The 20,633-nt window shown below is 44.6% G+C and carries 20 protein-coding genes; 10 read left to right on the top strand and 10 right to left on the bottom strand.

All coding sequences use genetic code 11. From position 1 onward, the window contains the following. Positions 1-278: 278 nt before the first annotated feature. The 7 genes from gyrA to dnaA form a co-directional block, all read right to left on the bottom strand. Positions 279-2,747 (bottom strand): DNA gyrase subunit A, encoded by a 2,469-nt coding sequence (gene gyrA, locus G9F50_RS17515; protein ID WP_032870831.1) that lies wholly within the window; start codon positions 2,745-2,747, stop codon positions 279-281. 215 nt (positions 2,748-2,962) lie between these two features. Beyond that, positions 2,963-4,879 carry a DNA topoisomerase (ATP-hydrolyzing) subunit B gene (gyrB, locus tag G9F50_RS17510; protein ID WP_060562565.1) on the bottom strand — a complete coding sequence of 639 codons (1,917 nt, stop codon included), beginning with the start codon at positions 4,877-4,879 and terminating at the stop codon, positions 2,963-2,965. A 56-nt stretch (positions 4,880-4,935) separates the two neighbouring features. After that, complete coding sequence (remB, locus tag G9F50_RS17505) at positions 4,936-5,181, bottom strand: extracellular matrix regulator RemB (protein ID WP_004392908.1); 246 nt, start codon at positions 5,179-5,181, stop codon at positions 4,936-4,938. Between the two features lie 17 nt (positions 5,182-5,198). Then, entirely contained in the window at positions 5,199-6,311 is a 1,113-nt protein-coding gene (gene recF / locus G9F50_RS17500; protein WP_007409910.1) for a DNA replication/repair protein RecF, read from the bottom strand. A 15-nt stretch (positions 6,312-6,326) separates the two neighbouring features. Continuing rightward, on the bottom strand, positions 6,327-6,542 hold the full coding sequence (rlbA, locus tag G9F50_RS17495; protein ID WP_060562268.1) for a ribosome maturation protein RlbA: 216 nt from the start codon (positions 6,540-6,542) through the stop codon (positions 6,327-6,329). A 134-nt stretch (positions 6,543-6,676) separates the two neighbouring features. Then, positions 6,677-7,813, bottom strand: coding sequence for a DNA polymerase III subunit beta (dnaN, locus tag G9F50_RS17490; protein WP_007409909.1), 1,137 nt, complete (start codon positions 7,811-7,813; stop codon positions 6,677-6,679). Between the two features lie 184 nt (positions 7,814-7,997). Next, complete coding sequence (dnaA, locus tag G9F50_RS17485) at positions 7,998-9,338, bottom strand: chromosomal replication initiator protein DnaA (protein WP_007409908.1); 1,341 nt, start codon at positions 9,336-9,338, stop codon at positions 7,998-8,000. Positions 9,339-9,960: 622 nt separating this feature from the next. Here dnaA and rpmH point away from each other — a divergent pair. From rpmH to G9F50_RS17435, 10 genes are all read left to right on the top strand, one after another. After that, positions 9,961-10,095 carry a 50S ribosomal protein L34 gene (gene rpmH / locus G9F50_RS17480; RefSeq protein ID WP_003178075.1) on the top strand — a complete coding sequence of 45 codons (135 nt, stop codon included), beginning with the start codon at positions 9,961-9,963 and terminating at the stop codon, positions 10,093-10,095. A 153-nt stretch (positions 10,096-10,248) separates the two neighbouring features. After that, the gene (gene rnpA, locus G9F50_RS17475; RefSeq protein WP_004392944.1) at positions 10,249-10,599 is read left to right on the top strand and encodes a ribonuclease P protein component; all 351 of its coding nucleotides are present in this window, start codon (positions 10,249-10,251) and stop codon (positions 10,597-10,599) included. A gap of 160 nt (positions 10,600-10,759) precedes the next feature. Beyond that, the gene (gene spoIIIJ, locus G9F50_RS17470; RefSeq protein ID WP_007409906.1) at positions 10,760-11,509 is read left to right on the top strand and encodes a YidC family membrane integrase SpoIIIJ; all 750 of its coding nucleotides are present in this window, start codon (positions 10,760-10,762) and stop codon (positions 11,507-11,509) included. Next, entirely contained in the window at positions 11,506-12,147 is a 642-nt protein-coding gene (jag, locus tag G9F50_RS17465; protein WP_017418434.1) for an RNA-binding cell elongation regulator Jag/EloR, read from the top strand. Before spoIIIJ ends, jag begins: the two co-directional genes overlap by 4 nt. Before the next feature lie 289 nt (positions 12,148-12,436). Next, complete coding sequence (gene mnmE / locus G9F50_RS17460; protein WP_004392954.1) at positions 12,437-13,816, top strand: tRNA uridine-5-carboxymethylaminomethyl(34) synthesis GTPase MnmE; 1,380 nt, start codon at positions 12,437-12,439, stop codon at positions 13,814-13,816. A 16-nt stretch (positions 13,817-13,832) separates the two neighbouring features. After that, complete coding sequence (mnmG, locus tag G9F50_RS17455) at positions 13,833-15,719, top strand: tRNA uridine-5-carboxymethylaminomethyl(34) synthesis enzyme MnmG (RefSeq protein WP_004392959.1); 1,887 nt, start codon at positions 13,833-13,835, stop codon at positions 15,717-15,719. A gap of 13 nt (positions 15,720-15,732) precedes the next feature. Then, positions 15,733-16,452, top strand: a complete 720-nt coding sequence (gene rsmG / locus G9F50_RS17450) for a 16S rRNA (guanine(527)-N(7))-methyltransferase RsmG (protein ID WP_165417780.1) — start codon at positions 15,733-15,735, stop codon at positions 16,450-16,452. 121 nt (positions 16,453-16,573) lie between these two features. Then, positions 16,574-17,425: a nucleoid occlusion protein gene (noc, locus tag G9F50_RS17445; RefSeq protein WP_007409900.1), complete on the top strand. Its 852-nt coding sequence runs from the start codon at positions 16,574-16,576 to the stop codon at positions 17,423-17,425. A 295-nt stretch (positions 17,426-17,720) separates the two neighbouring features. Further along, complete coding sequence (gene soj / locus G9F50_RS17440; RefSeq protein WP_007409899.1) at positions 17,721-18,482, top strand: sporulation initiation inhibitor protein Soj; 762 nt, start codon at positions 17,721-17,723, stop codon at positions 18,480-18,482. Next, positions 18,475-19,326: a ParB/RepB/Spo0J family partition protein gene (locus G9F50_RS17435; RefSeq protein ID WP_004392966.1), complete on the top strand. Its 852-nt coding sequence runs from the start codon at positions 18,475-18,477 to the stop codon at positions 19,324-19,326. Before soj ends, G9F50_RS17435 begins: the two co-directional genes overlap by 8 nt. A gap of 30 nt (positions 19,327-19,356) precedes the next feature. Here the strand turns inward: G9F50_RS17435 and yyaC are convergent, their stop codons facing one another. From yyaC to G9F50_RS20845, 3 genes are all read right to left on the bottom strand, one after another. Continuing rightward, positions 19,357-19,971 carry a spore protease YyaC gene (yyaC, locus tag G9F50_RS17430; RefSeq protein WP_004392969.1) on the bottom strand — a complete coding sequence of 205 codons (615 nt, stop codon included), beginning with the start codon at positions 19,969-19,971 and terminating at the stop codon, positions 19,357-19,359. Between the two features lie 173 nt (positions 19,972-20,144). Further along, a complete protein-coding gene (locus G9F50_RS20655; RefSeq protein ID WP_231945408.1) occupies positions 20,145-20,342 on the bottom strand; it encodes a GNAT family N-acetyltransferase in 198 nt (65 codons plus the stop codon). A gap of 6 nt (positions 20,343-20,348) precedes the next feature. After that, positions 20,349-20,600 carry a GNAT family N-acetyltransferase gene (locus G9F50_RS20845; protein ID WP_331852763.1) on the bottom strand — a complete coding sequence of 84 codons (252 nt, stop codon included), beginning with the start codon at positions 20,598-20,600 and terminating at the stop codon, positions 20,349-20,351. Positions 20,601-20,633 lie beyond the last annotated feature (33 nt).

The following is a 20,633-nucleotide window of genomic DNA, read 5'->3' as shown; positions in this document are numbered from 1 at the left end:
ACATCGCTGTGCGATTTATTTAAAACTTTGAATTAACAGGTACGTTTTGTCTTGTTTAGTTTTCAAAGAACTTTGTTGCTTCTCTCGAAGCGACCTCTTAATCATAACATTTTCAGTTTGCTAGGTCAATACTTTTTTAAAAAATATTTTCGCTAGGCTTGCCTTTCTATTAAAAAGACAACAAAAATGATTATATCAGCATCATCACTATGTGTCAAAGCTTTTTTTCATTTCTTTATATAGTAAAAGCGCAGCCTGCTACAGCTGCGCTTCTACGTTTATACTTCTTCCGTTTCTTCCGTTTCTTCCGGCTCTTCTTCATTCTTTTCCACAAGCGCCACAGTGGCTACATGCTCTTGATCAGACATGCGGATCAGACGGACGCCTTGTGTTACGCGTCCCGTAGTGGAGATATCATTAATATCCATTCTGATTAACACGCCGCTTGCCGTAATAATCATTAAGTCCTCTTCGCCTTTTGTTGCTTTCACGGTTACTAACGGACCGTTGCTGTCAGTGATTTTACATGTTTTAAGGCCTTTTCCGCCCCTGCTTTGAACTCTGTATTCTGAAGCCGGTGTGCGTTTGCCGTAGCCGTTTTCTGTCACTATGAGGACATGGGAGTCTTCTTCAAGAATCTCCATGCCTACCACGACATCATCGTCTGTCAGCGTGATGCCTTTAACACCTGCAGCTGTGCGTCCCATTTGTCTTACATCTGCTTCAGGGAAACGGATCAGCAAACCGTTCTTCGTTCCGATGATGATTTGTTTCTTGCCGTCAGTCAGGCGGACGGCCATCAGTTCATCGTCTTCCCGGAGACCTAGGGCGATCAGCCCGTTATTCCGTATATTCGCAAACTGGGACAGTGCCGTACGTTTCGACACCCCTTGTTTGGTCGTAAAGAAGAGGTATTGCTCCTCATCAAACGTGCTGACCGGAATAATAGCATTAATCCATTCGCCTTTTTCAACCTCCAGAAGGTTAATAATCGGAATGCCTTTTGCCGTACGGCCGTATTCAGGGATTTCATATCCTTTAGAACGGTATACTTTCCCTTTATTAGAGAAGAACAGGATCGTATCGTGCGTTGATGTGGAAATTAAGTGTTCCACAAAGTCATCTTCATTCGTTCCCATTCCCTGTACGCCTTTTCCGCCTCGTTTTTGGCTGCGGTATGTGGACGCCGGGAGACGTTTAACATAGCCGTTATGGGTCAGTGTGATGACGATATTTTCTCTCTCGATAAGATCTTCATCTTCAATTGTTTCAAGACCGGACGTCACGATTTCAGTGCGTCTCTCATCATTGAAACGCTCTTTGATTTCATTGAGCTCTTCACGAATGATCTCAAGAACTCTTGCTTCATTGGCTAAAATATCTTTCAGTTCGGCGATAAGCGCAACAAGTGATTGATATTCCTCTTCAATCTTTTCGCGCTCCAGACCGGTTAATCGCTGAAGGCGCATATCCAGAATGGCTTGCGCTTGTTTTTCAGTCAGTGAGAATTGTTCGATCAAACCTGTTCTCGCAATTTCAGCCGTCTGGGAATTGCGGATAAGAGAAATAACGGCATCTAAATGATCGAGAGCAATTCTTAAACCTTCCAGAATGTGAGCTCTCGCTTCCGCTTTGCGGAGTTCGTAAGCCGTTCTGCGCCGGATCACAACCTTCTGGTGATCAAGATAATGCTCCAGACATTGTTTCAGGCTTAGTACCTTCGGCTGTCCGTCAACGAGCGCCAGCAGGTTGATTCCGAAAGACGTCTGCAGGGCCGTTTGTTTGTACAGGTTATTCAAAATGACGTGAGCATTGGCGTCACGGCGGATCTCAATGACGATTCTCATTCCGTTACGGTCGGATTCGTCACGCAGATCGGTAATTCCTTCGATTTTTTTGTCCCGGACAAGATCTGCGATTTTTTCAATTAATCTCGCTTTGTTCACCTGATAAGGAAGTTCCGTGACAATAATTCTTTCTTTTCCCGATGATGTCTCTTCGATTTCAGCCTTAGCCCGGATCGTAATGGATCCCCGTCCGGATTCATATGCCTTGCGGATGCCGCTCCGGCCTAAAATCTGACCTGCAGTCGGAAAATCCGGGCCCGGGATGTATTCCATCAGCTCCTGGTTTGTAATCTCAGGATTCTCACTTACGGCAAGCACGCCTTCAATGACTTCCCCAAGCTGATGCGGAGGAATATTTGTCGCCATTCCGACCGCGATACCGGCAGCTCCGTTGACGAGCAGATTCGGAAATCTCGAAGGCATGACGACAGGTTCTCTTTCTGCGCCGTCATAGTTATCTTGATAATCAATCGTATCTTTCGTAATGTCCCGGAGGATTTCCATTGCGATTTTTGACATTCTCGCTTCTGTGTAACGCATCGCGGCCGCTGAGTCGCCGTCAACCGAACCGAAGTTGCCGTGTCCGTCAACAAGCATGTAGCGGTAGTTAAAATCCTGCGCCATTCTGACCATTGATTCGTAAACCGCTGAGTCACCGTGCGGGTGGTACTTACCGATAACTTCACCGACGATACGGGCAGATTTTTTATATGGTTTGTCACTGGTCATGCCTAAATCATTCATCGCGTACAAAATCCGTCTGTGAACCGGCTTCAGACCGTCACGCACATCCGGAAGCGCCCGGGATACGATAACGCTCATTGCATAGTCCAGGAAGGATGTCCGCATTTCCTGACTGATATTGACTTCACGTACTTGTGGTGTGTTTTGTTCACTCATTAAAAAAACCTCCCTGAAGTATCACATGAAATAATGTGGGAGTAGATTGTCCATTATGATCTTCAATACGATTTCACTATTCTCCATTATATCAATAAACTTGTGTTTATACACATTAATTTAGTAGAATATACGGGTTTTGCGGGTTTTCAGAGGCTTTAGAAGCCGCTTTGAGAAAAAAGCCTTATTTCTTAACGAAAATAAGGCTTTCTTGGTTAAATATCAAGATTTTTCACGTATCTGGCGTTTGCTTCTATGAAGTTTCTCCGCGGTTCTACTTTGTCACCCATCAGCATTTCAAAAGTCTCGTCAGCGTCCATTGCATCTTCAAGATTGACTTGCAGAAGCGTTCTGGTCGCAGGGTCCATTGTCGTTTCCCAAAGCTGAGTCGCGTTCATTTCTCCAAGACCTTTATAACGCTGGAGGCCGGGCTTAGGTGATTGCGGAAGTTCTTTTAACAGCTCATCAAGCTGCTTATCGTTATAAGCGTATTCCACCCGTTTTCCCTGCTGCACTTTATAAAGCGGCGGCTGGGCAATGTAGACATAGCCGTTTTCGATGATTTCCCGCATGTATCTGTAGAAGAACGTTAATAAAAGCGTTCTGATGTGGGCGCCGTCAACATCGGCATCCGTCATGATGACCACTTTATGATAACGCGCTTTTTCAAGATTAAAATCTTCTCCGATTCCTGTTCCGAGGGCCGTGATCATTGATCTGACCTCATTGTTTGAGAGAATCTTATCAAGTCTGGCTTTCTCAACGTTCAGAATCTTACCGCGCAGCGGCAGAATAGCTTGGAAATGACGGTCCCGTCCCTGTTTCGCTGATCCGCCCGCAGAGTCACCCTCTACGATATACAGCTCGGAAATGCTCGGATCTTTAGAAGAACAGTCCGCCAGTTTGCCCGGCAGATTGGAAATCTCAAGCGCACTTTTGCGCCGGGTCAATTCCCGTGCTTTTTTCGCTGCCATCCGCGCTCTTGCGGCCATTAAACCTTTTTCGACGATTTTGCGGGCTGAGTCCGGATTTTCAAGAAGGAATGTTTCCAGCGCAGAAGAAAACAGCGTATCAGTGATCGTTCTCGCTTCGGAGTTGCCGAGCTTGGTTTTCGTCTGCCCTTCGAATTGCGGATCAGGGTGCTTAATTGAAATAATGGCAGTCAGCCCTTCTCTCACATCATCCCCGCTTAAATTCGGATCATTTTCTTTGAAAATCCCTTTTCTTCTTGCATAGTCGTTTATGACACGGGTCAGACCGGTTTTAAATCCGGCTTCGTGCGTCCCGCCTTCGTAAGTGTTGATATTATTTGTGAAAGAATAAATGTTGCTTGTATAGCTGTCGTTGTATTGCAATGCAACTTCAACCGTTATGCCGTCTTTCTCGCCTTCGATATAAATCGGCTCTTCATGAACGACTTCTTTGGAACGGTTTAAGTACTCAACATAGCTTTTGATTCCGCCTTCGTAGTGGTACTCGTTTTTCCGTTCTTGTCCATCACGTTTGTCTTCAATCGTGATGTTTACGCCTTTTGTCAGGAAGGCCAATTCCCGGACACGGTTTGAAAGCAGGTCATAGTCGTATACGGTTGTTTCTTTGAAGATTTCCGGATCCGGAACGAAGTGCGTAATCGTTCCGGTCTTATCAGTATCACCGATCACTTCAAGATCGGCCACAGGTACACCGCGCTCGTACGCCTGATAATGGATTTTTCCGTCACGATGAACCGTAACGTCAAGAGTGGTCGACAAGGCGTTTACGACGGACGCCCCTACACCGTGAAGACCGCCGGATACTTTATATCCGCTTCCGTCAAATTTACCGCCGGCGTGGAGAACGGTCATGATAACTTCAACCGCAGGGCGGCCCATCTTCTCCTGGATACCGACCGGAATTCCGCGCCCGTTGTCCTTAACGGTAATGCTGTTATCTTTTTCAATCTCGATGTTAATATCTGTACAATAACCGGCCAGGGCTTCGTCAATACTGTTGTCGACGATTTCCCACACCAAGTGGTGAAGGCCTTTGCTGTTAGTTGATCCGATGTACATCCCCGGTCTCTTTCGAACAGCTTCCAAACCTTCTAATACCTGTATCTGATTCTCATCATAACTATTTTGCTGCTGTTCCATAGCCATGCACATTCACCTACACTTTTCTTAAACGATATATTCATTGTAAAGATCCGCTAAGAATCTATTTCTAACATAAATTGCGCACGTTTCTTCAGTGTGCCGGAAGATAAGGGAGAGTAATATATATTCTCAGTCGTGACTACGATAGACTTTGGCGTGCCGTTTACGGACGGCACTACTTTTTCTTTCTGTCTGTCCAGAAATTCTTCAACAATCGGCGATACATTGACCTTGCAGTCAAAAATGCCGACGATATCGCGTGTTGAAACGACAAAGTCGTCACCTAAATGAATATACAATCGCTCACCTCATTTCTTCACTTCACTAACGTACCGTTTTCCACACGGAACATTCCTGCTTGATGTAAGGTATCGTGGTCAATGCCATCCACGCTTGTCGTGGTGACAAATGTCTGCACACGGCCTTGGATCGTATGAAGCAAATGGGACTGTCGGTAATCATCCAGCTCGCTTAGTACATCATCCAAAAGTAAAATGGGGTATTCTCCGATTTCTTCATGAATCAAATCTATTTCGGCCAGCTTCAAAGACAAAGCCGTCGTACGCTGCTGTCCCTGCGAACCGTACGTCTGCACATCGCGTCCGTTCACATAAAAAAGGACATCATCCCGATGCGGTCCGAATAATGTGACGCCTCGTTCTATTTCTTTTTCTTTTAATTTCGAAAAAGACTCCTGGTAGCTGTTACCTATTTTCGACAAATCTTTGGGATCTGATACATCAAGCGCCGTGTGATACTTAAGCGTCAGTTCTTCAAGTCCCCGGGAAATGCCGGAATGGATCGGCTGCGCCCATTTTTCAAGCTGCGCCGTAAACTGCAGACGTTTGGCGACAACTTTTGCGGCTGCTTCAATCAGCTGATCAGTGAGAACGTCAAGCATGGTCCGGTCAGTCTGTTTCCGGCTTTGCAGCTGTTTCAGAAAATGATTCCGCTGTGAAAGGATTTTTTGATATAGAGATAAATCATACAGATAAACGGCAGAAACCTGCCCGATCTCCATATCGAGAAATCTCCTCCTCACCTGGGGGCTTCCTTTGACGAGATTTAAATCCTCAGGGGCAAACATAATGGTGTTCAGCGCTCCGACATACTGACTGAGTTTTTGCTGCTCTATATGATTGACCTTGCCCTTTTTACCTTTTTTGGAGATGACAAGCTGCATCGGGATATCCCCGTTTCGCTTCATCACTCTTCCTTCTATTTTAGCATAGTCTTCGTCCCACCGTATAAGTTCTTTGTCATTTGAGGTGCGGTGTGATTTTGCCATCGAAAGGACATAGATGGCTTCCATCAGATTGGTTTTGCCTTGGGCATTTTCCCCGATGATCACATTCACCTTGTTTTCGAATTGAAGCTCAGCGCGCTCATAATTACGGTAGGATGTTAATTCTAAATTTTGGATATACAACCGCTGTCACCCGCTTTAATTGACGACTTGAAATGAACCAAATCCTTCAATCGCGACCTCGTCTCCAACGTAAAGCTTTCTGCCGCGGCGATTGTCAGGTTCATTGTTGACAGTCACCTCATGCTCGCTCAGAAACCACTTCGCCATGCCGCCGGACTGAATCACATCGGCTAATTTTAAAAACTGGCCAAGCGTAATCATTTCTGTATCAATCGAAATCGGATTTGCCATATTATCGACCTCTTTCAAATATCACTAATATCTAATTGTACTAAAAAATCCTGAAATAAGGAAAGGGAAAACTTGAGGGAGCGGCTGATGAATAGAAAAGCTGCCGAACTAAGCCGGCAGCACATTCTGTTTGATTAATACGTTCTGACCGGAAGGATGAGCTGAACGATGGTTTCATCATTCGGCGTACGGATAAGAAACGGTCTCATCGCTCCCGTAAAACTGATACGGATGTCCGCTCCTTCAAGTACTTTCAGTGCGTCCATCATATATTTTGGACTGAATGAAATATTTAATTCCTCGCCGTCAATCTGGTCAGCCAGCACAGCTTCGACCACTTTCCCGATTTCCGGAGAATTTGATGAAATCTCCAGCGAATCTGCCGGTTTGGCAGAAAGCTTTACAACGTTGTTGCGGCCTTCTCTCGCCAATAAAGAAGCACGGTCTATCGCCTGTAAAAATTCCTTCGTGTTCACGACGATTTCCGTTTTGCTTTCCTGCGGAATTAAGCTGGTCGTGTCCGGATAGTTTCCGTCAAGCAATCTTGAGAAGAACAATACGTTTTTCGCTTTGAACAGAACTTGAGTTTCTGTAATGACGATATCAACCAGTTCTTGGTTGTCATCAAGAATTTTGCTCAGCTCGGTTAAGCTTTTCCCGGGAATGACCACGTTATAAGAGCTGTCTTCCGGAATATCAAGCTTCGCCTTTCTTAAAGCGAGTCGATGGCTATCCGTGGCAGTGCATAATAATTCACCGTTTTCGACTTTCCAGTTTACACCTGTCAAGATAGGGCGTGTTTCTGAGGCGGACACAGCGAACACGGTTTGGCGAATCAGGTTTTTCAAAAGATCCGTCGGAATCTGAATGGCGTGATGCTCTTCGATTTGCGGCAGATGCGGATATTCATCTGCATCAAGGCCGTTTAAATTAAATTCGGCTTTTCCGGAACGGATAATCGTTAAATATTGATTTTGAACTTCGATTTCAACAGTCGCCATCGGAAGTTTTTTAACGATTTCGCTGAAGAAACGCGCTTGCAGCACGATACTTCCCGGCTGATCGATCGTCACGATTTCTTTATCATCATCTTCTTTCGGAATGAATGACTCGATTGAAATATCAGAGTCACTTCCTGTGAAAGATACCCCTTCATCTGAGGCGACGATCTTAATACCGGTGAGAATGGGAATTGTGGTTCTGGATGAAACGGCTTTTAGAACGTCTTGTACACTTTCGACTAAACGATCTTTTTGAATCGTAAATTTCATGTTTATCCTCCTAACGGATAATATAATTAATATATTTTAAAAATAGCAGTAGTAATAGTAGGGCCTGTGGATTTGTGGATAAGTTGTGAAAAAGACAGGAAACACAGCCTATCCACATGTGGACAGACTGTGTATGGCTATGAAAAAGTTATTCACACTTTCCCCGATTCATCCGAGGGCACTATTATTTAAGCAGTTCTTTTATTTCTTTCACCTGCTGCTGAAGCTGCTCGTCATCAATCAGCAGTTTTGAAATCTTTTCATGGGCGTGAATGACGGTTGTATGGTCTCTCCCGCCAAATTCTTCCCCGATTTTAGGCAAAGAAGAATCTGTCATTTCTCTTGAAAGATACATCGCAATTTGCCTTGGGAACGCCACGGATTTCGTGCGCTTTTTCGCTTTGAAATCTTCAAGCTTAATGTTGAACTGCTGTCCGACAATCCGCTGAATCTCTTTTATCGTAATGACCTTCGGCTTAGAAGACGGAATAATATCTTTCAATGCTTCTGCAGCCAGGTCTGCGTTAATGTCTTTATTGATTAAGGATGAATAGGCGACAACCCGGATTAATGCCCCTTCCAGTTCGCGGATGTTACTGTCAATCTGATTCGCGATGTAAAGCATGACCTCGTTCGGAATATCAAGACCTTCCGCCTTCGCTTTTTTTCTCAGGATGGCAATCCGCGTTTCCAGATCCGGCGGTGTGATATCCGTAATCAATCCCCATTCGAACCGCGAACGCAGGCGGTCTTCAAGGGTCGGGATCTCTTTCGGCGGTCTGTCACTGGAAATCACGATTTGTTTGCTTTCTTCATGAAGCGTGTTGAATGTATGGAAAAACTCTTCCTGTGTTTGTTCTTTTCCGGCTAAAAATTGAATATCATCTATCAAAAGTACATCAACGTTCCGGTAGCGGTTGCGGAAATCAACGGCTTTATTATCGCGGATTGAGTTGATGAATTCATTTGTGAATTTTTCAGAAGACAGGTACACCACTTTGGCTGAAGGATTATGATCAATGACATAATGGCCGATCGCGTGCATTAAGTGGGTTTTTCCTAAGCCGACTCCCCCGTATATAAATAAAGGGTTGTACGCTTTAGCGGGTGCTTCCGCCACAGCCAGTGATGCTGCATGGGCGAATCGGTTTCCCGATCCGATGACGAATGTGTCGAATGTATATTTCGGGTTGAGCATGCTTTGGGGAAAATCAGACGGTTCCTCTTTTGCCGCTTTTTTCACTTGCGGTTTCGGTAAAAAGTTTTCTTCGTCCTGATTTTGAGGAATGACAAATTTGACGCTCAATTCTTCCCCGGTTAATTCGTATATGGTATCTGCAATGAGATGTAAGTACCTGGACTCCAGCCAGTCTCTGGCAAATTCATTGGGAGCGGTGATGGTTAAGGTATCCCCTTGCAGCGAATGGGCTTTCGTCGACTTCATCCAAGTTTCGAAACTCGGTTTGCTTAGCTTTTTCTCAATTTGAGCTAGAGCTTGATTCCAAAGATCTAATATATTCTCCATTATCCGGCACAGCCCTCCTTTTCTTTAAAAATCAGCGCCCTTTCCCTGTTATAGAACACAAAAAAAGAGCATATGGCTCTGACCATTCGTACACACGAAATGTTGAAAACATATAGTATAGTAGAAAAACAGCTTTTCGACAAATTCCACAAGTTGTGGACAACAATCTACACAAGCTGTGTGAAAACAATCCACAACTTATCCACAGTTTGTGGATAAAGAGAATGGGCTGGATAAGTAATTAAGAGTTAAAACACAAATATAATATCAAATTAAGCGAGGACTTGCAATGGTTCTCTTAATCTTATCCACAAACCTGACAACTTGTTGAAAAATCATTGTCCACAGGGGTTAGCAATGTGAAAATGTTGTCGATAACGACTGTGGATATTAAAAAAAGGCTAAAAAATTATCCACATGACGTTTTTTCGGGGGAGCGCGGCTTTTTTTTTTGCGTTAAAAAAAGGAATATGAAAAATAAGGTTTCTAAACTGGTTAAGGTATGTTATCCTATTATGGTTGTAAGAAATAAAAGCACTGCTGAAGTTGACAATGAATAGGCAGCACAAATATAATAAGTAAGACTGTCTTTAACAGCTATTCCTCGAGGGAGGTGTCATAAATGAAAAGAACATTCCAACCGAATAACCGTAAACGCAGTAAAGTTCATGGCTTCAGAAGCCGTATGAGTTCAAAAAACGGTCGTCTAGTATTAGCACGCCGTCGCCGCAAAGGCAGAAAAGTATTATCAGCTTAGGCCACTGAATAATGTCAGTGGTCTTTTTTCACATTAAGAGAGTGAGATGTCATGCGTCGCCCGGTACTGGAGAAATTTCTTCAGTATTCCGGCGGCCCGTTTTTTTTAGATAGAAATAAAAGTTTCTGCGAGTGAATATCGGAGTGAATTAAAGTGAAGAAGCGAAATCGGTTAAAGAAAAATGAAGATTTTCAAAAAGTGTTTAAACGCGGAACGTCTATGGCAAACCGCCAGTTCGTGCTGTATACGCTTGATCAGCCGAAACAGGAAGAGCTCCGGGTAGGGCTTTCTGTCAGTAAAAAAATCGGCAATGCCGTCGTGCGCAATCGGGTGAAGCGGTTAATCAGACAGGCTGTTCAGGAGGAAAAAGAGCTGCTCAAGCCGAAAGATTTTATTATTATCGCAAGAAAACCCGCCGGCGATCTCAGTTTTGAAGAAACGAAAAAGAGTCTGCAGCACTTATTCAGAAAAACCTCATTATATAAGAAATCTTCGTCAAAATAGCTCATATTTTGTTTTCTTCACGTTTTTAAAAGCGCTTCCTTTTATTTGGCGAAAAATGAACGCCATTTGAAACTGAAAGATGCTAAAATACATACAAGGTTCATAAAGATTGGTATAGGAGGAAACGTTCTTGAAAAGGAGAATATGGTTACTACTGAGTATGGTCGGTATGCTCGTGCTGCTGGCCGGGTGCTCGAGTGTGAAAGAGCCGATTACGGCGAATAGTCCGCATTTCTGGGACAAATATGTTGTGTATCCATTGTCAGAAGTCATTACGTACGTAGCGAAACTGACGGGCGATAACTATGGTTTATCGATCATCATCGTTACGATTTTAATTCGTCTGCTGATTCTGCCGCTGATGATCAAGCAGCTTCGAAGCTCAAAAGCGATGCAGGCGCTGCAGCCTGAAATGCAAAAGCTCAGAGAAAAATACAGCTCTAAAGATCAAAAAACGCAGCAGAAGCTTCAGCAGGAAACGATGGCCCTGTTTTCAAAGCACGGGGTAAACCCGCTGGCGGGATGTTTCCCGATCCTGATTCAAATGCCGATTTTGATCGGATTCTACCACGCCATTATGCGTACGCAAGCCATTTCACAGCACAGCTTTTTATGGTTTGATTTAGGAGAGAAGGATCCTTACTATATTCTTCCTATCGTTGCCGGTGTGGCCACTTTTGTCCAGCAGAAGCTGATGATGGCGGGAAATCCGACTCAGAATCCTCAAATGGCAATGATGGTATGGATTATGCCGATCATGATCATCGTATTTGCGATCAACTTCCCGAGCGCGCTTTCTCTGTATTGGGTAGTCGGAAACCTGTTTATGATTGCTCAGACATTCCTTATTAAAGGACCTGACATTAAACACGATCCGGAAACGCAGAAAGCCGGAGGAAAGAAAAAGTGAAGAAGGTGACTGCTGCGGGACGGAATGTCGAAGAAGCAGTTCAATCAGGCCTTCAGGAACTTCAACTGACGAAAGATCAAGTAGAAATAACAGTGGTGCAAGAAGAATATAAAGGGTTTTTGGGTATTTTCGGAAAAAAGAATGCGATCGTAGAACTGGAAGAGAAAAGAAATCCTGTTCAGGAAGCGAAAGCGTATTTAGAAGAAATCATCCATTCCATTGCCGGGCCTTCTGAGATTGTTACGGAAGAAAACAAGAAAACAGTCTGTTTTCACATTAAAGGTGAAAAAGCGGCGCTGCTTATTGGCAAAAGAGGACAAACACTCAATGCATTGGAAACATTGACGCAGCTTGTTTTGAACCGCGGCTCCGGCCAGTATCGCCAAGCCGTTGTCGACGCTGAGAATTATCGGCGGAAAAGAAGAGAAATTCTGGATCAGCTGGCAAACAGGCTGGCCAAGCAAGTGTCGAAAACGAAAAAAGATGTGCATTTAGAACCGATGCCGTCAGGTGAAAGAAAAATCATCCATGACGCGCTGTCAAAGCATCCAAATATCAAAACGTTTTCTACCGGCGAAGGCCGATACCGCCATCTCGTTATTTCCCATAAAGATAGCAGAAAACCGAAGTCCGGGTAAAATCGGAACTTCGGTTTTTTTATTGGTAAAAATGGCTCTATTCCTGAGCAGAATCGCATTTTTTGCGTTTAAGTTTTTTCTTTTTCGGTCTATGCTGTTGATAAAAAAGGTTTTAGGAAATAAAATTAATTGTTATTCACATGTGGATAAGTTAAAGTAATAAGGGATGAATTTCTGCCTTTGTGGATAACGTATCTTCCACTTCAAACCAAACTATGTTATCTTTTAATTTTGGCGTAAATAAAATTTTTTATATAGATGGAAACAGAGATAAAGAGAGGTGAACAGCATGGATACAATTGCAGCGATTTCAACTCCGATGGGTGAAGGCGCGATTGCGATCGTTCGGCTGAGCGGCCCGGAAGCCGTAAAGATCGCCGACAAAATGTACAAGGGTCCGAAAGGCAAAACGCTCAGTTCGGCAGAATCGCATACCATTCATTACGGGCATATCGCGGACAGTACGACGGGACGGATTATTGAGGAAGTCATGGTGTCTGTTTTAAGAGCGCCCAGAACATTCACAAGGGAAGATGTCATAGAAATCAACTGTCACGGGGGTATTGTGACGGTTAATCAGGTGCTCCAGCTTGCTTTAAGAGAAGGTGCGAGACTGGCAGAACCCGGTGAGTTTACGAAGCGCGCATTTTTAAACGGACGGATTGACCTTTCACAGGCGGAAGCGGTGATGGATCTGATCAGGGCCAAAACGGACCGTGCCATGAATGTCGCCATGAACCAGATGGAAGGACGGCTTTCCGCGCTTGTCCGCCGTCTGCGTGATGAGTTGTTAGAAACACTTGCCCATGTTGAGGTGAATATAGATTATCCGGAATATGATGACGTCGAAGAAATGACGCATCAGCTTTTAGTGGAGAAGGCAAGCGGCGTGAAGAAAGAAATCGAGGCGCTGCTCCGTACGTCTGAGCAGGGGAAAATTTTGCGTGAGGGACTGTCTACCGTGATCATCGGCCGTCCGAACGTCGGGAAATCCTCTCTGCTTAACAGCCTTGTCCATGAAACGAAGGCGATCGTAACCGATATTCCGGGAACGACGCGTGATGTGATTGAGGAATATGTCAATGTGCGAGGCGTGCCGCTTCGGCTTGTCGATACCGCCGGAATCCGTGAGACAGAAGACATCGTCGAAAGAATCGGTGTGGAACGGTCACGGCAGGTTCTGAAGGAAGCGGATCTCATTTTGCTTGTGCTTAACCACAGCGAAGCGCTTTCTGAAGAAGATGTGAAATTGTTTGAAGCGGTTGAGGGAATGGACGTCATTGTCATTATGAATAAGACGGACCTTGAGGCTAAGATTGACGCTGAGCGCGTCAAGGAACTGGCGAAAGGCCGGCCTGTCGTCACGACCTCATTGCTGAAAGAAGAAGGCATTCAAGATTTAGAGGAAGCGATTCAGTCGCTATTTTATACAGGAGCGATCGAAAGCGGAGATCTCACCTATGTCAGCAACACCCGTCATATCTCGATTCTGCATCAGGCCAAGCAAGCGATTGATGATGCGCTGAACGGAATTGAACAGGATGTTCCGATTGATATGGTGCAAATTGATTTGACAAGGTGCTGGGAACTGCTGGGCGAAATCATCGGTGATGCCGTCCACGAAAGCTTAATTGATCAGCTCTTTTCACAATTTTGTTTAGGTAAATAAAAGGGAGGAAAAAACCATGGGGTATGAAGCAGGCCAATACGACGTGATTGTCATCGGCGCCGGGCATGCCGGTGTTGAGGCTGCCCTCGCATCCGCGCGCCAGGGAGCCAAAACGCTTGTTTTGACGATTAATCTTGATATGGTTGCGTTTATGCCATGTAATCCGTCTGTCGGCGGCCCCGCGAAAGGGATTGTCGTCCGCGAAATTGACGCGCTCGGCGGAGAAATGGCTAGAAATATAGATAAAACTCATATTCAAATGAGAATGCTGAATACAGGAAAAGGTCCGGCCGTACGGGCGCTGCGTGCGCAGGCGGATAAATTCCAATATCAGCACGAAATGAAGCATACGCTGGAAAAAACACCGAATTTGACACTTCTTCAAGGGATTGCCGAGCGTTTAATCATTGAAGACGGAGAGTGCCGCGGTGTCATTACGCAAACTGGTGCTGAATACAAGGCAAAAACGGTCGTGCTGACCACCGGAACGTATTTAAGAGGGCGGATCATTCTCGGTGATCTGTCTTACTCAAGCGGTCCGAATAACCAGCAGCCGTCTATTAAACTTTCTGAGCACTTAGAGGAGCTCGGTTTTGATCTCGTCCGTTTTAAAACGGGCACGCCTCCTCGTGTCTCAAGCGATTCCATTGATTACAGCAAAACAGAAATCCAGCCGGGGGACCCGGTTCCGCGCGCTTTCTCATATGAAACGGTTGAATACATTACCGATCAGCTGCCTTGCTGGCTGACTTACACGAGTCCTGAGACTCATGAGATCATCGACAGCAACCTGCATCGTTCGCCGATGTATTCCGGTATGATTAAAGGAACGGGACCGAGATACTGCCCTTCGATTGAAGATAAAGTCGTTCGGTTTAATGATAAACCGCGCCATCAGATTTTCCTTGAGCCGGAAGGCAGAAATACGCAGGAAGTATACGTTCAGGGTCTATCCACGAGTCTTCCTGAGGACGTGCAGCAGCGGATGCTGGCGACCATTCCGGGACTGGAAAAGGTGCAGATGATGAGAGCCGGATACGCGATTGAGTATGACGCGATTGTACCGACGCAGCTCTGGCCTACACTGGAGACGAAAAAAATCCCTAACCTGTACACAGCCGGTCAAATTAACGGTACATCAGGTTATGAGGAAGCAGCCGGGCAAGGAATTATGGCAGGGATCAACGCAGGCCGCAAAGCGCTTGGAAAAGAAGAAGTGATCCTCAGCCGTTCCGATGCTTATATCGGTGTATTGATTGATGATTTGGTAACGAAAGGAACCAATGAACCGTATCGTCTGCTGACTTCACGGGCGGAATACAGACTGCTGCTCCGTCACGACAACGCGGATCTTCGCCTGACGGAAATCGGCCATGAGATCGGCTTAATTTCTGATGAGCGCTATGAAGCGTTTGAGAAGAAAAAAGCGGCGATCGAGGCAGAGAAAAAACGTCTCTGGTCTGTTATTATCAAGCCGTCTCCTGAGAATCAGGAATATATCCGTTCACTCGGCGGAAGCGAGCTGAAAGACGGAGTGCGCGGCACAGATTTAATGAAACGTCCGGAAATGAACTATGAAACAGTGACAAAACTTGCGCCTGCAGATTCTCCGGTTCCGCAAGATGTGGCGGAACAAGTGGAAATTCAGGTGAAATATGAAGGATATATCGAAAAATCCTTGCAGCAAGTGGAAAAGCTGAAGAAAATGGAAAACAAAAAAATCCCTGATCGGATTGATTATGACGCCATTAAAGGAATTGCTACTGAAGCCCGTCAAAAGCTGAAAGAAGTGCGTCCTTTATCAGTTGCTCAAGCGTCCCGTATTTCCGGCGTCAATCCGGCAGACATTTCAATCCTGCTGGTATACCTGGAGCAGGGCCGTATTGCCAAGGTAGCTGAATAGAAAGGATGACGGCATGAATATAGAGGAATTTACATCCAGTTTAGCGGAGAAAGGGATTTCCCTTTCTGACCGCCAGCTGGAGCAATTCGAGTTGTATTACCGGATGCTCGTGGAATGGAACGAAAAAATGAATCTGACATCCATCACTGAGAAAAAGGAAGTTTATCTCAAGCATTTTTATGATTCGATAACGGCGGCATTTTATATTGATTTTGAAAAGGTCACCACTCTTTCTGATGTCGGCGCCGGCGCCGGTTTTCCAAGCCTGCCCGTCAAAATCTGCTTCCCGCATCTGCATGTCACCATCGTCGATTCACTGAATAAGCGGATTACGTTTTTGGAAACTCTCTCTGATGCTTTACAATTAGAGCATACGACATTTGTCCATGACAGAGCGGAGACATTCGGACAGCGGAAAGACGTCCGGGAAAGCTTCGATCTCGTGACGGCCCGTGCGGTGGCGCGTCTGTCGGTCCTGAGTGAGCTTTGTCTGCCGCTGGCCAAGAAAAACGGTATATTTGCGGCACTAAAAGCTGCAGCCGCTGATGAAGAGCTGAAAGCGGGGCAAAAGGCGATTAAAGTATTGGGAGGAGAGCTTGAACAAGTTCATTCCTTTACACTTCCCGTTGAAGAAAGTGAACGGAACATTATGATCATTCGCAAGACGAAAAGCACTCCGAAAAAATATCCGAGAAAACCGGGTACTCCAAATAAATCGCCAATTGAAGGGTAATTTAGACAGCCTGATGTGACAATTCCATCATATTTTCTGCAAAATTGATGAAGATACAGCAGGAAAAACCATGAGAAAATAGAATTATAAAAATGGCAGTTTTTAAAGGTGGTGTAGGTACATGAAGCATTCATTCTCTCGTTTCTTCGGGTTTGGTGAGAAGGAAGAGGAACCGGAGATAGCTGAGCATGATACAAACAAAGAAGAGATACTCGAAATACCGGTACATGCTATCGTTCCCAACCGTTTTCAGCCACGCACCATTTTCTCAGATGAAAAAATCAAAGAGTTAGCAATGACTATCCATACACACGGCATCATTCAGCCGATTGTTGTCAGACATACAGAAGATGAAGGACAATATGAGCTCATTGCGGGTGAAAGGCGCTGGAGAGCGGTACAGACGCTTGAATGGGAGAAGATTCCCGCAATTATTAAAGATTTTTCTGATACTGAAACAGCATCTGTCGCTTTGATTGAAAACCTGCAAAGGGAAGAATTGTCCTCCATTGAGGAAGCTCATGCGTACGCAAGGCTGTTAGAACTTCATGATTTAACACAGGAAGCCTTGGCGCAGCGCTTAGGAAAAGGCCAGTCAACGATTGCGAACAAGCTCCGATTGTTAAAGCTCCCGGAACCCGTCCAGGATGCGATTATGGAGAAAAAAATTACGGAACGTCATGCAAGAGCACTGATTCCGCTCAAACAGCCGGAGTTTCAGGTCACATTGCTTGCGGAAATCATTGAGAAAAGCTTAAACGTCAAGCAGACGGAAGACAGAGTGGTGAAAATGCTTGAACAGAATAAGCAGAAACCAAAGCCGAGACGCAAAGCGTTCAGCAGGGATACAAGAATTGCGATGAATACGATTCGTCAGTCACTGTCCATGGTAGAAGACAGCGGCGTCAGGCTGAACACTGAAGAAGAAGAATTCGAAGAGTACATCCAGCTTACCATTCGGATACCTAAATAAAAACTCTCCTGATCAGCAGGGGAGTTTTTATTTTAATCAAAAAATTATTTTGAGATAATGATAGATTTATTGTGCACTATACATTATATATGTAAAATTTTATCTTTTTGTGTCGTGAATTGTCTTTTTACAGTCAAAAAAGTCTTATCGGAGAACTTATATTAGAAAGTGTCTTTTTCGTTTACATTTTTTTCACTTGCTGATAAACAAATTATGAAAAAAATAAAACGCTTTACTCTTTTTTTGATAAGATAGAAACAAGACAGTACATGTTCATGTGAAGGTAGGTGACATCGTGGGAAAAATCATAGCAATTACGAACCAAAAAGGCGGAGTCGGGAAGACGACGACTTCTGTCAATCTGGGGGCTTGCTTGGCTTACATAGGTAAAAGGGTTCTTCTTGTTGATATTGATCCGCAGGGCAATGCAACGAGCGGATTAGGGATTGAAAAAGCCGATGTGGATCATTGTGTGTACGATATTTTAGTAGATGATGCAGATGTTACAGATATTATTAAACCGACTTCAGTAGAGAACTTAGATGTCATTCCGGCCACGATCCAGCTTGCGGGAGCGGAAATCGAATTGGTTCCGACGATCTCACGGGAGGTCAGGCTGAAAAGAGCATTAGAATCTGTGAAACAAAATTACGATTACATGATTATTGATTGTCCTCCGTCTCTCGGGTTATTAACGATTAATGCGCTTACCGCTTCAGATTCAGTCGTTATCCCGGTTCAGTGCGAATACTACGCTCTTGAAGGATTGAGTCAATTATTAAATACAGTTCGGCTTGTGCAAAAACATTTAAATACCGACTTAATGATAGAAGGAGTGCTTCTGACGATGCTTGATGCCAGAACGAATCTCGGCATTCAAGTGATAGAAGAGGTAAAGAAATACTTTAGAGATAAAGTGTATCAAACCATTATTCCTCGCAATGTCCGTTTAAGTGAGGCGCCGAGTCACGGCAAGCCGATCATATTATACGATCCGCGTTCGAGAGGTGCGGAAGTATATTTAGATTTAGCAAAGGAAGTGGCAGCGAATGGCTAAAGGCGGGCTCGGAAAAGGGATTAACGCGTTGTTTAATCAGGTTGATTTGTCTGAAGAGACAGTGGAAGAGATTAAAATCAGTGATTTACGCCCCAATCCTTATCAGCCAAGAAAACAATTTGACGATGAGTCATTAGCTGAACTGAAGGAGTCCATCATTCAGCATGGCATTCTTCAGCCCATTATCGTGAGAAAATCATTGAAGGGCTATGATATTGTAGCGGGCGAACGCCGTTACCGCGCCGCAAAACTTGCCGGTAAAGAGACAGTGCCGGCTATCGTGCGGGATTTATCTGAATCACTGATGCGGGAAATCGCTCTTTTGGAAAACCTTCAGCGTGAAGATTTATCACCGCTTGAAGAAGCTCTGGCATATGACTCACTGCTGAAGCATTTGGACTTAACCCAGGAACAGCTCGCTAAACGGCTCGGGAAAAGCAGGCCTCATATTGCCAACCATTTAAGACTGCTGACGCTGCCGGAAAGCATCCAGAACCTCATTGCAGAAGGTACGTTATCCATGGGACACGGCAGAACCTTGCTTGGTTTGAAAAATAAAAACAAGCTTGAACCGCTTGTGAAGAAAGTGGTTGAAGAACAGCTGAACGTCCGTCAGCTTGAGCAGCTGATTCAGCAGTTAAACAACAATGTTCCACGTGAAACAAAGAAAAAAGAACCTGTTCAAGATGTTGTGTTAAAAGAGCGGGAATCGTATTTGCAAAATTACTTCGGAACAACAGTAAATATTAAGAGACAAAAGAAAAAAGGGAAGATTGAGATTGAGTTTTTCTCAAATGAAGATCTTGAACGTATCCTAGAACTATTGTCTGAAAGAGAAGCGTAAAAACCATCTTTTTAAAAAAAGATGGTTTTTTTATATACGTCTTGTCAGCTTATGAAACGGACTGAGCCGTTCCTGCCGGCCTTCTGATTTATCTGTCAGCTGTAACCCCTCTGCTAAAACATTTGCCATGCTCATAACAAGATGAAGCCTCGTATTCTGCAGGACAAAATACTCCATAAACCCGCTGACATTGACGATTCCATTGATATGGACGTCACCGATTTCGGGAAGATCTTTTTGAACACCTGCTCCGGGCTTCAACGGCCCATCGCCGATTTGAAATGAGCCTACGCTTTTGACGCGGCCTAAACAAGCATCAACCGCTATAATAAACGGATTTTTATGTAGATGTTGAATATCTTTCAGCTTGTCTTTCATATTGACGGCGTGAACAGGATCTGACAGCGTGCCGTAAACGTGCAATCTGCCTAAATTCATTTTTTCTAACTTTGTTCCTACGAGCGGACCTAATGAATCTCCGGTCGACCGATCTGTACCGATACACACGGTGACTAACGGTCTGCCGGCTGCTTTACGTAAAGATGAAGTAAGGATCGCTTGTATTTGATTCGCAGCAGAAGAATCCGTATGAGATACATATTGTTTTGCCCGTTCTTGAGAAAAAAGCCCGCCTTTTCGATTCATAAGGTTCACTTCCTTGTCATGTCATACGAGTATTACATTGTTGTTTTTGGTGATGTAGGTTGTTTACAGTATATCCAGCGCTGCCTTTTTTTATGCTTATGTCATGATCAGCATGCCGGTTGCTTGAAAAGAGCGGGATAGAAAAAAGAACCCAGAGCAGTTATTCTCTAAGTTTATGAAAGAAATAAGACCATTTGATCTACATCAACATATTGCTGATGATCTAATTTCAGCGCTCTTTTTTCTGTAGAGAAGAGGATAAATCCTAACTGAGCGCAGAGTTTTTTTGCGGGTTCATTTGTTGAAGTAACAAAGAGATGGAGCTGTTCTGTGTCTTTCATCTTTTTTGCTTGGCTGATGGCTTCCGTCATTAAAGCTTATCCCGCGCCTGACCCTCGGTGTTTGGGGGAAATATACATAGAACCAATAACCGCAATGTGTCTTAGTTTAAACAGCGAATGCTTGGAGATCTTGAGGATTCCTATCAGTCTGTCTTGTTCAAAGGCGCCAAGCACGATGGCATTGCCGGCTTCAAGCCTGGCTTTGCATTTTTCGGACGGCCATTCTTTCTCCTCATCATAGCTGACGGCGAATGCGCCCGGGTGATCTTCTAAAGCTTTGAGCCTGATATCGGGTATCGCTTGCGGTTAAACGCCTGATGT

It is taken from the genome of Bacillus sp. EKM206B (assembly GCF_011066015.1).
Lineage (GTDB): Bacteria > Bacillota > Bacilli > Bacillales > Bacillaceae > Bacillus > Bacillus velezensis.
This window is presented reverse-complemented; position numbering and strand designations above follow the sequence as displayed.

What these genes read in the sequence shown, in the direction of transcription:
- gyrA (WP_032870831.1), bottom strand. Translation starts at nt 2,747, where the DNA reads ATGAGTGAACAAAACACACCACAAGTACGTGAAGTCAATATCAGTCAG.
- gyrB (WP_060562565.1), bottom strand. Translation starts at nt 4,879, where the DNA reads ATGGAACAGCAGCAAAATAGTTATGATGAGAATCAGATACAGGTATTA.
- rlbA (WP_060562268.1), bottom strand. Translation starts at nt 6,542, where the DNA reads ATGGCAAATCCGATTTCGATTGATACAGAAATGATTACGCTTGGCCAG.
- dnaN (WP_007409909.1), bottom strand. Translation starts at nt 7,813, where the DNA reads ATGAAATTTACGATTCAAAAAGATCGTTTAGTCGAAAGTGTACAAGAC.
- dnaA (WP_007409908.1), bottom strand. Translation starts at nt 9,338, where the DNA reads ATGGAGAATATATTAGATCTTTGGAATCAAGCTCTAGCTCAAATTGAG.
- rpmH (WP_003178075.1), top strand. Translation starts at nt 9,961, where the DNA reads ATGAAAAGAACATTCCAACCGAATAACCGTAAACGCAGTAAAGTTCAT.
- spoIIIJ (WP_007409906.1), top strand. Translation starts at nt 10,760, where the DNA reads ATGGTCGGTATGCTCGTGCTGCTGGCCGGGTGCTCGAGTGTGAAAGAG.
- mnmE (WP_004392954.1), top strand. Translation starts at nt 12,437, where the DNA reads ATGGATACAATTGCAGCGATTTCAACTCCGATGGGTGAAGGCGCGATT.
- mnmG (WP_004392959.1), top strand. Translation starts at nt 13,833, where the DNA reads ATGGGGTATGAAGCAGGCCAATACGACGTGATTGTCATCGGCGCCGGG.
- rsmG (WP_165417780.1), top strand. Translation starts at nt 15,733, where the DNA reads ATGAATATAGAGGAATTTACATCCAGTTTAGCGGAGAAAGGGATTTCC.
- noc (WP_007409900.1), top strand. Translation starts at nt 16,574, where the DNA reads ATGAAGCATTCATTCTCTCGTTTCTTCGGGTTTGGTGAGAAGGAAGAG.
- G9F50_RS17435 (WP_004392966.1), top strand. Translation starts at nt 18,475, where the DNA reads ATGGCTAAAGGCGGGCTCGGAAAAGGGATTAACGCGTTGTTTAATCAG.
- yyaC (WP_004392969.1), bottom strand. Translation starts at nt 19,971, where the DNA reads ATGAATCGAAAAGGCGGGCTTTTTTCTCAAGAACGGGCAAAACAATAT.
- G9F50_RS20655 (WP_231945408.1), bottom strand. Translation starts at nt 20,342, where the DNA reads ATGACGGAAGCCATCAGCCAAGCAAAAAAGATGAAAGACACAGAACAG.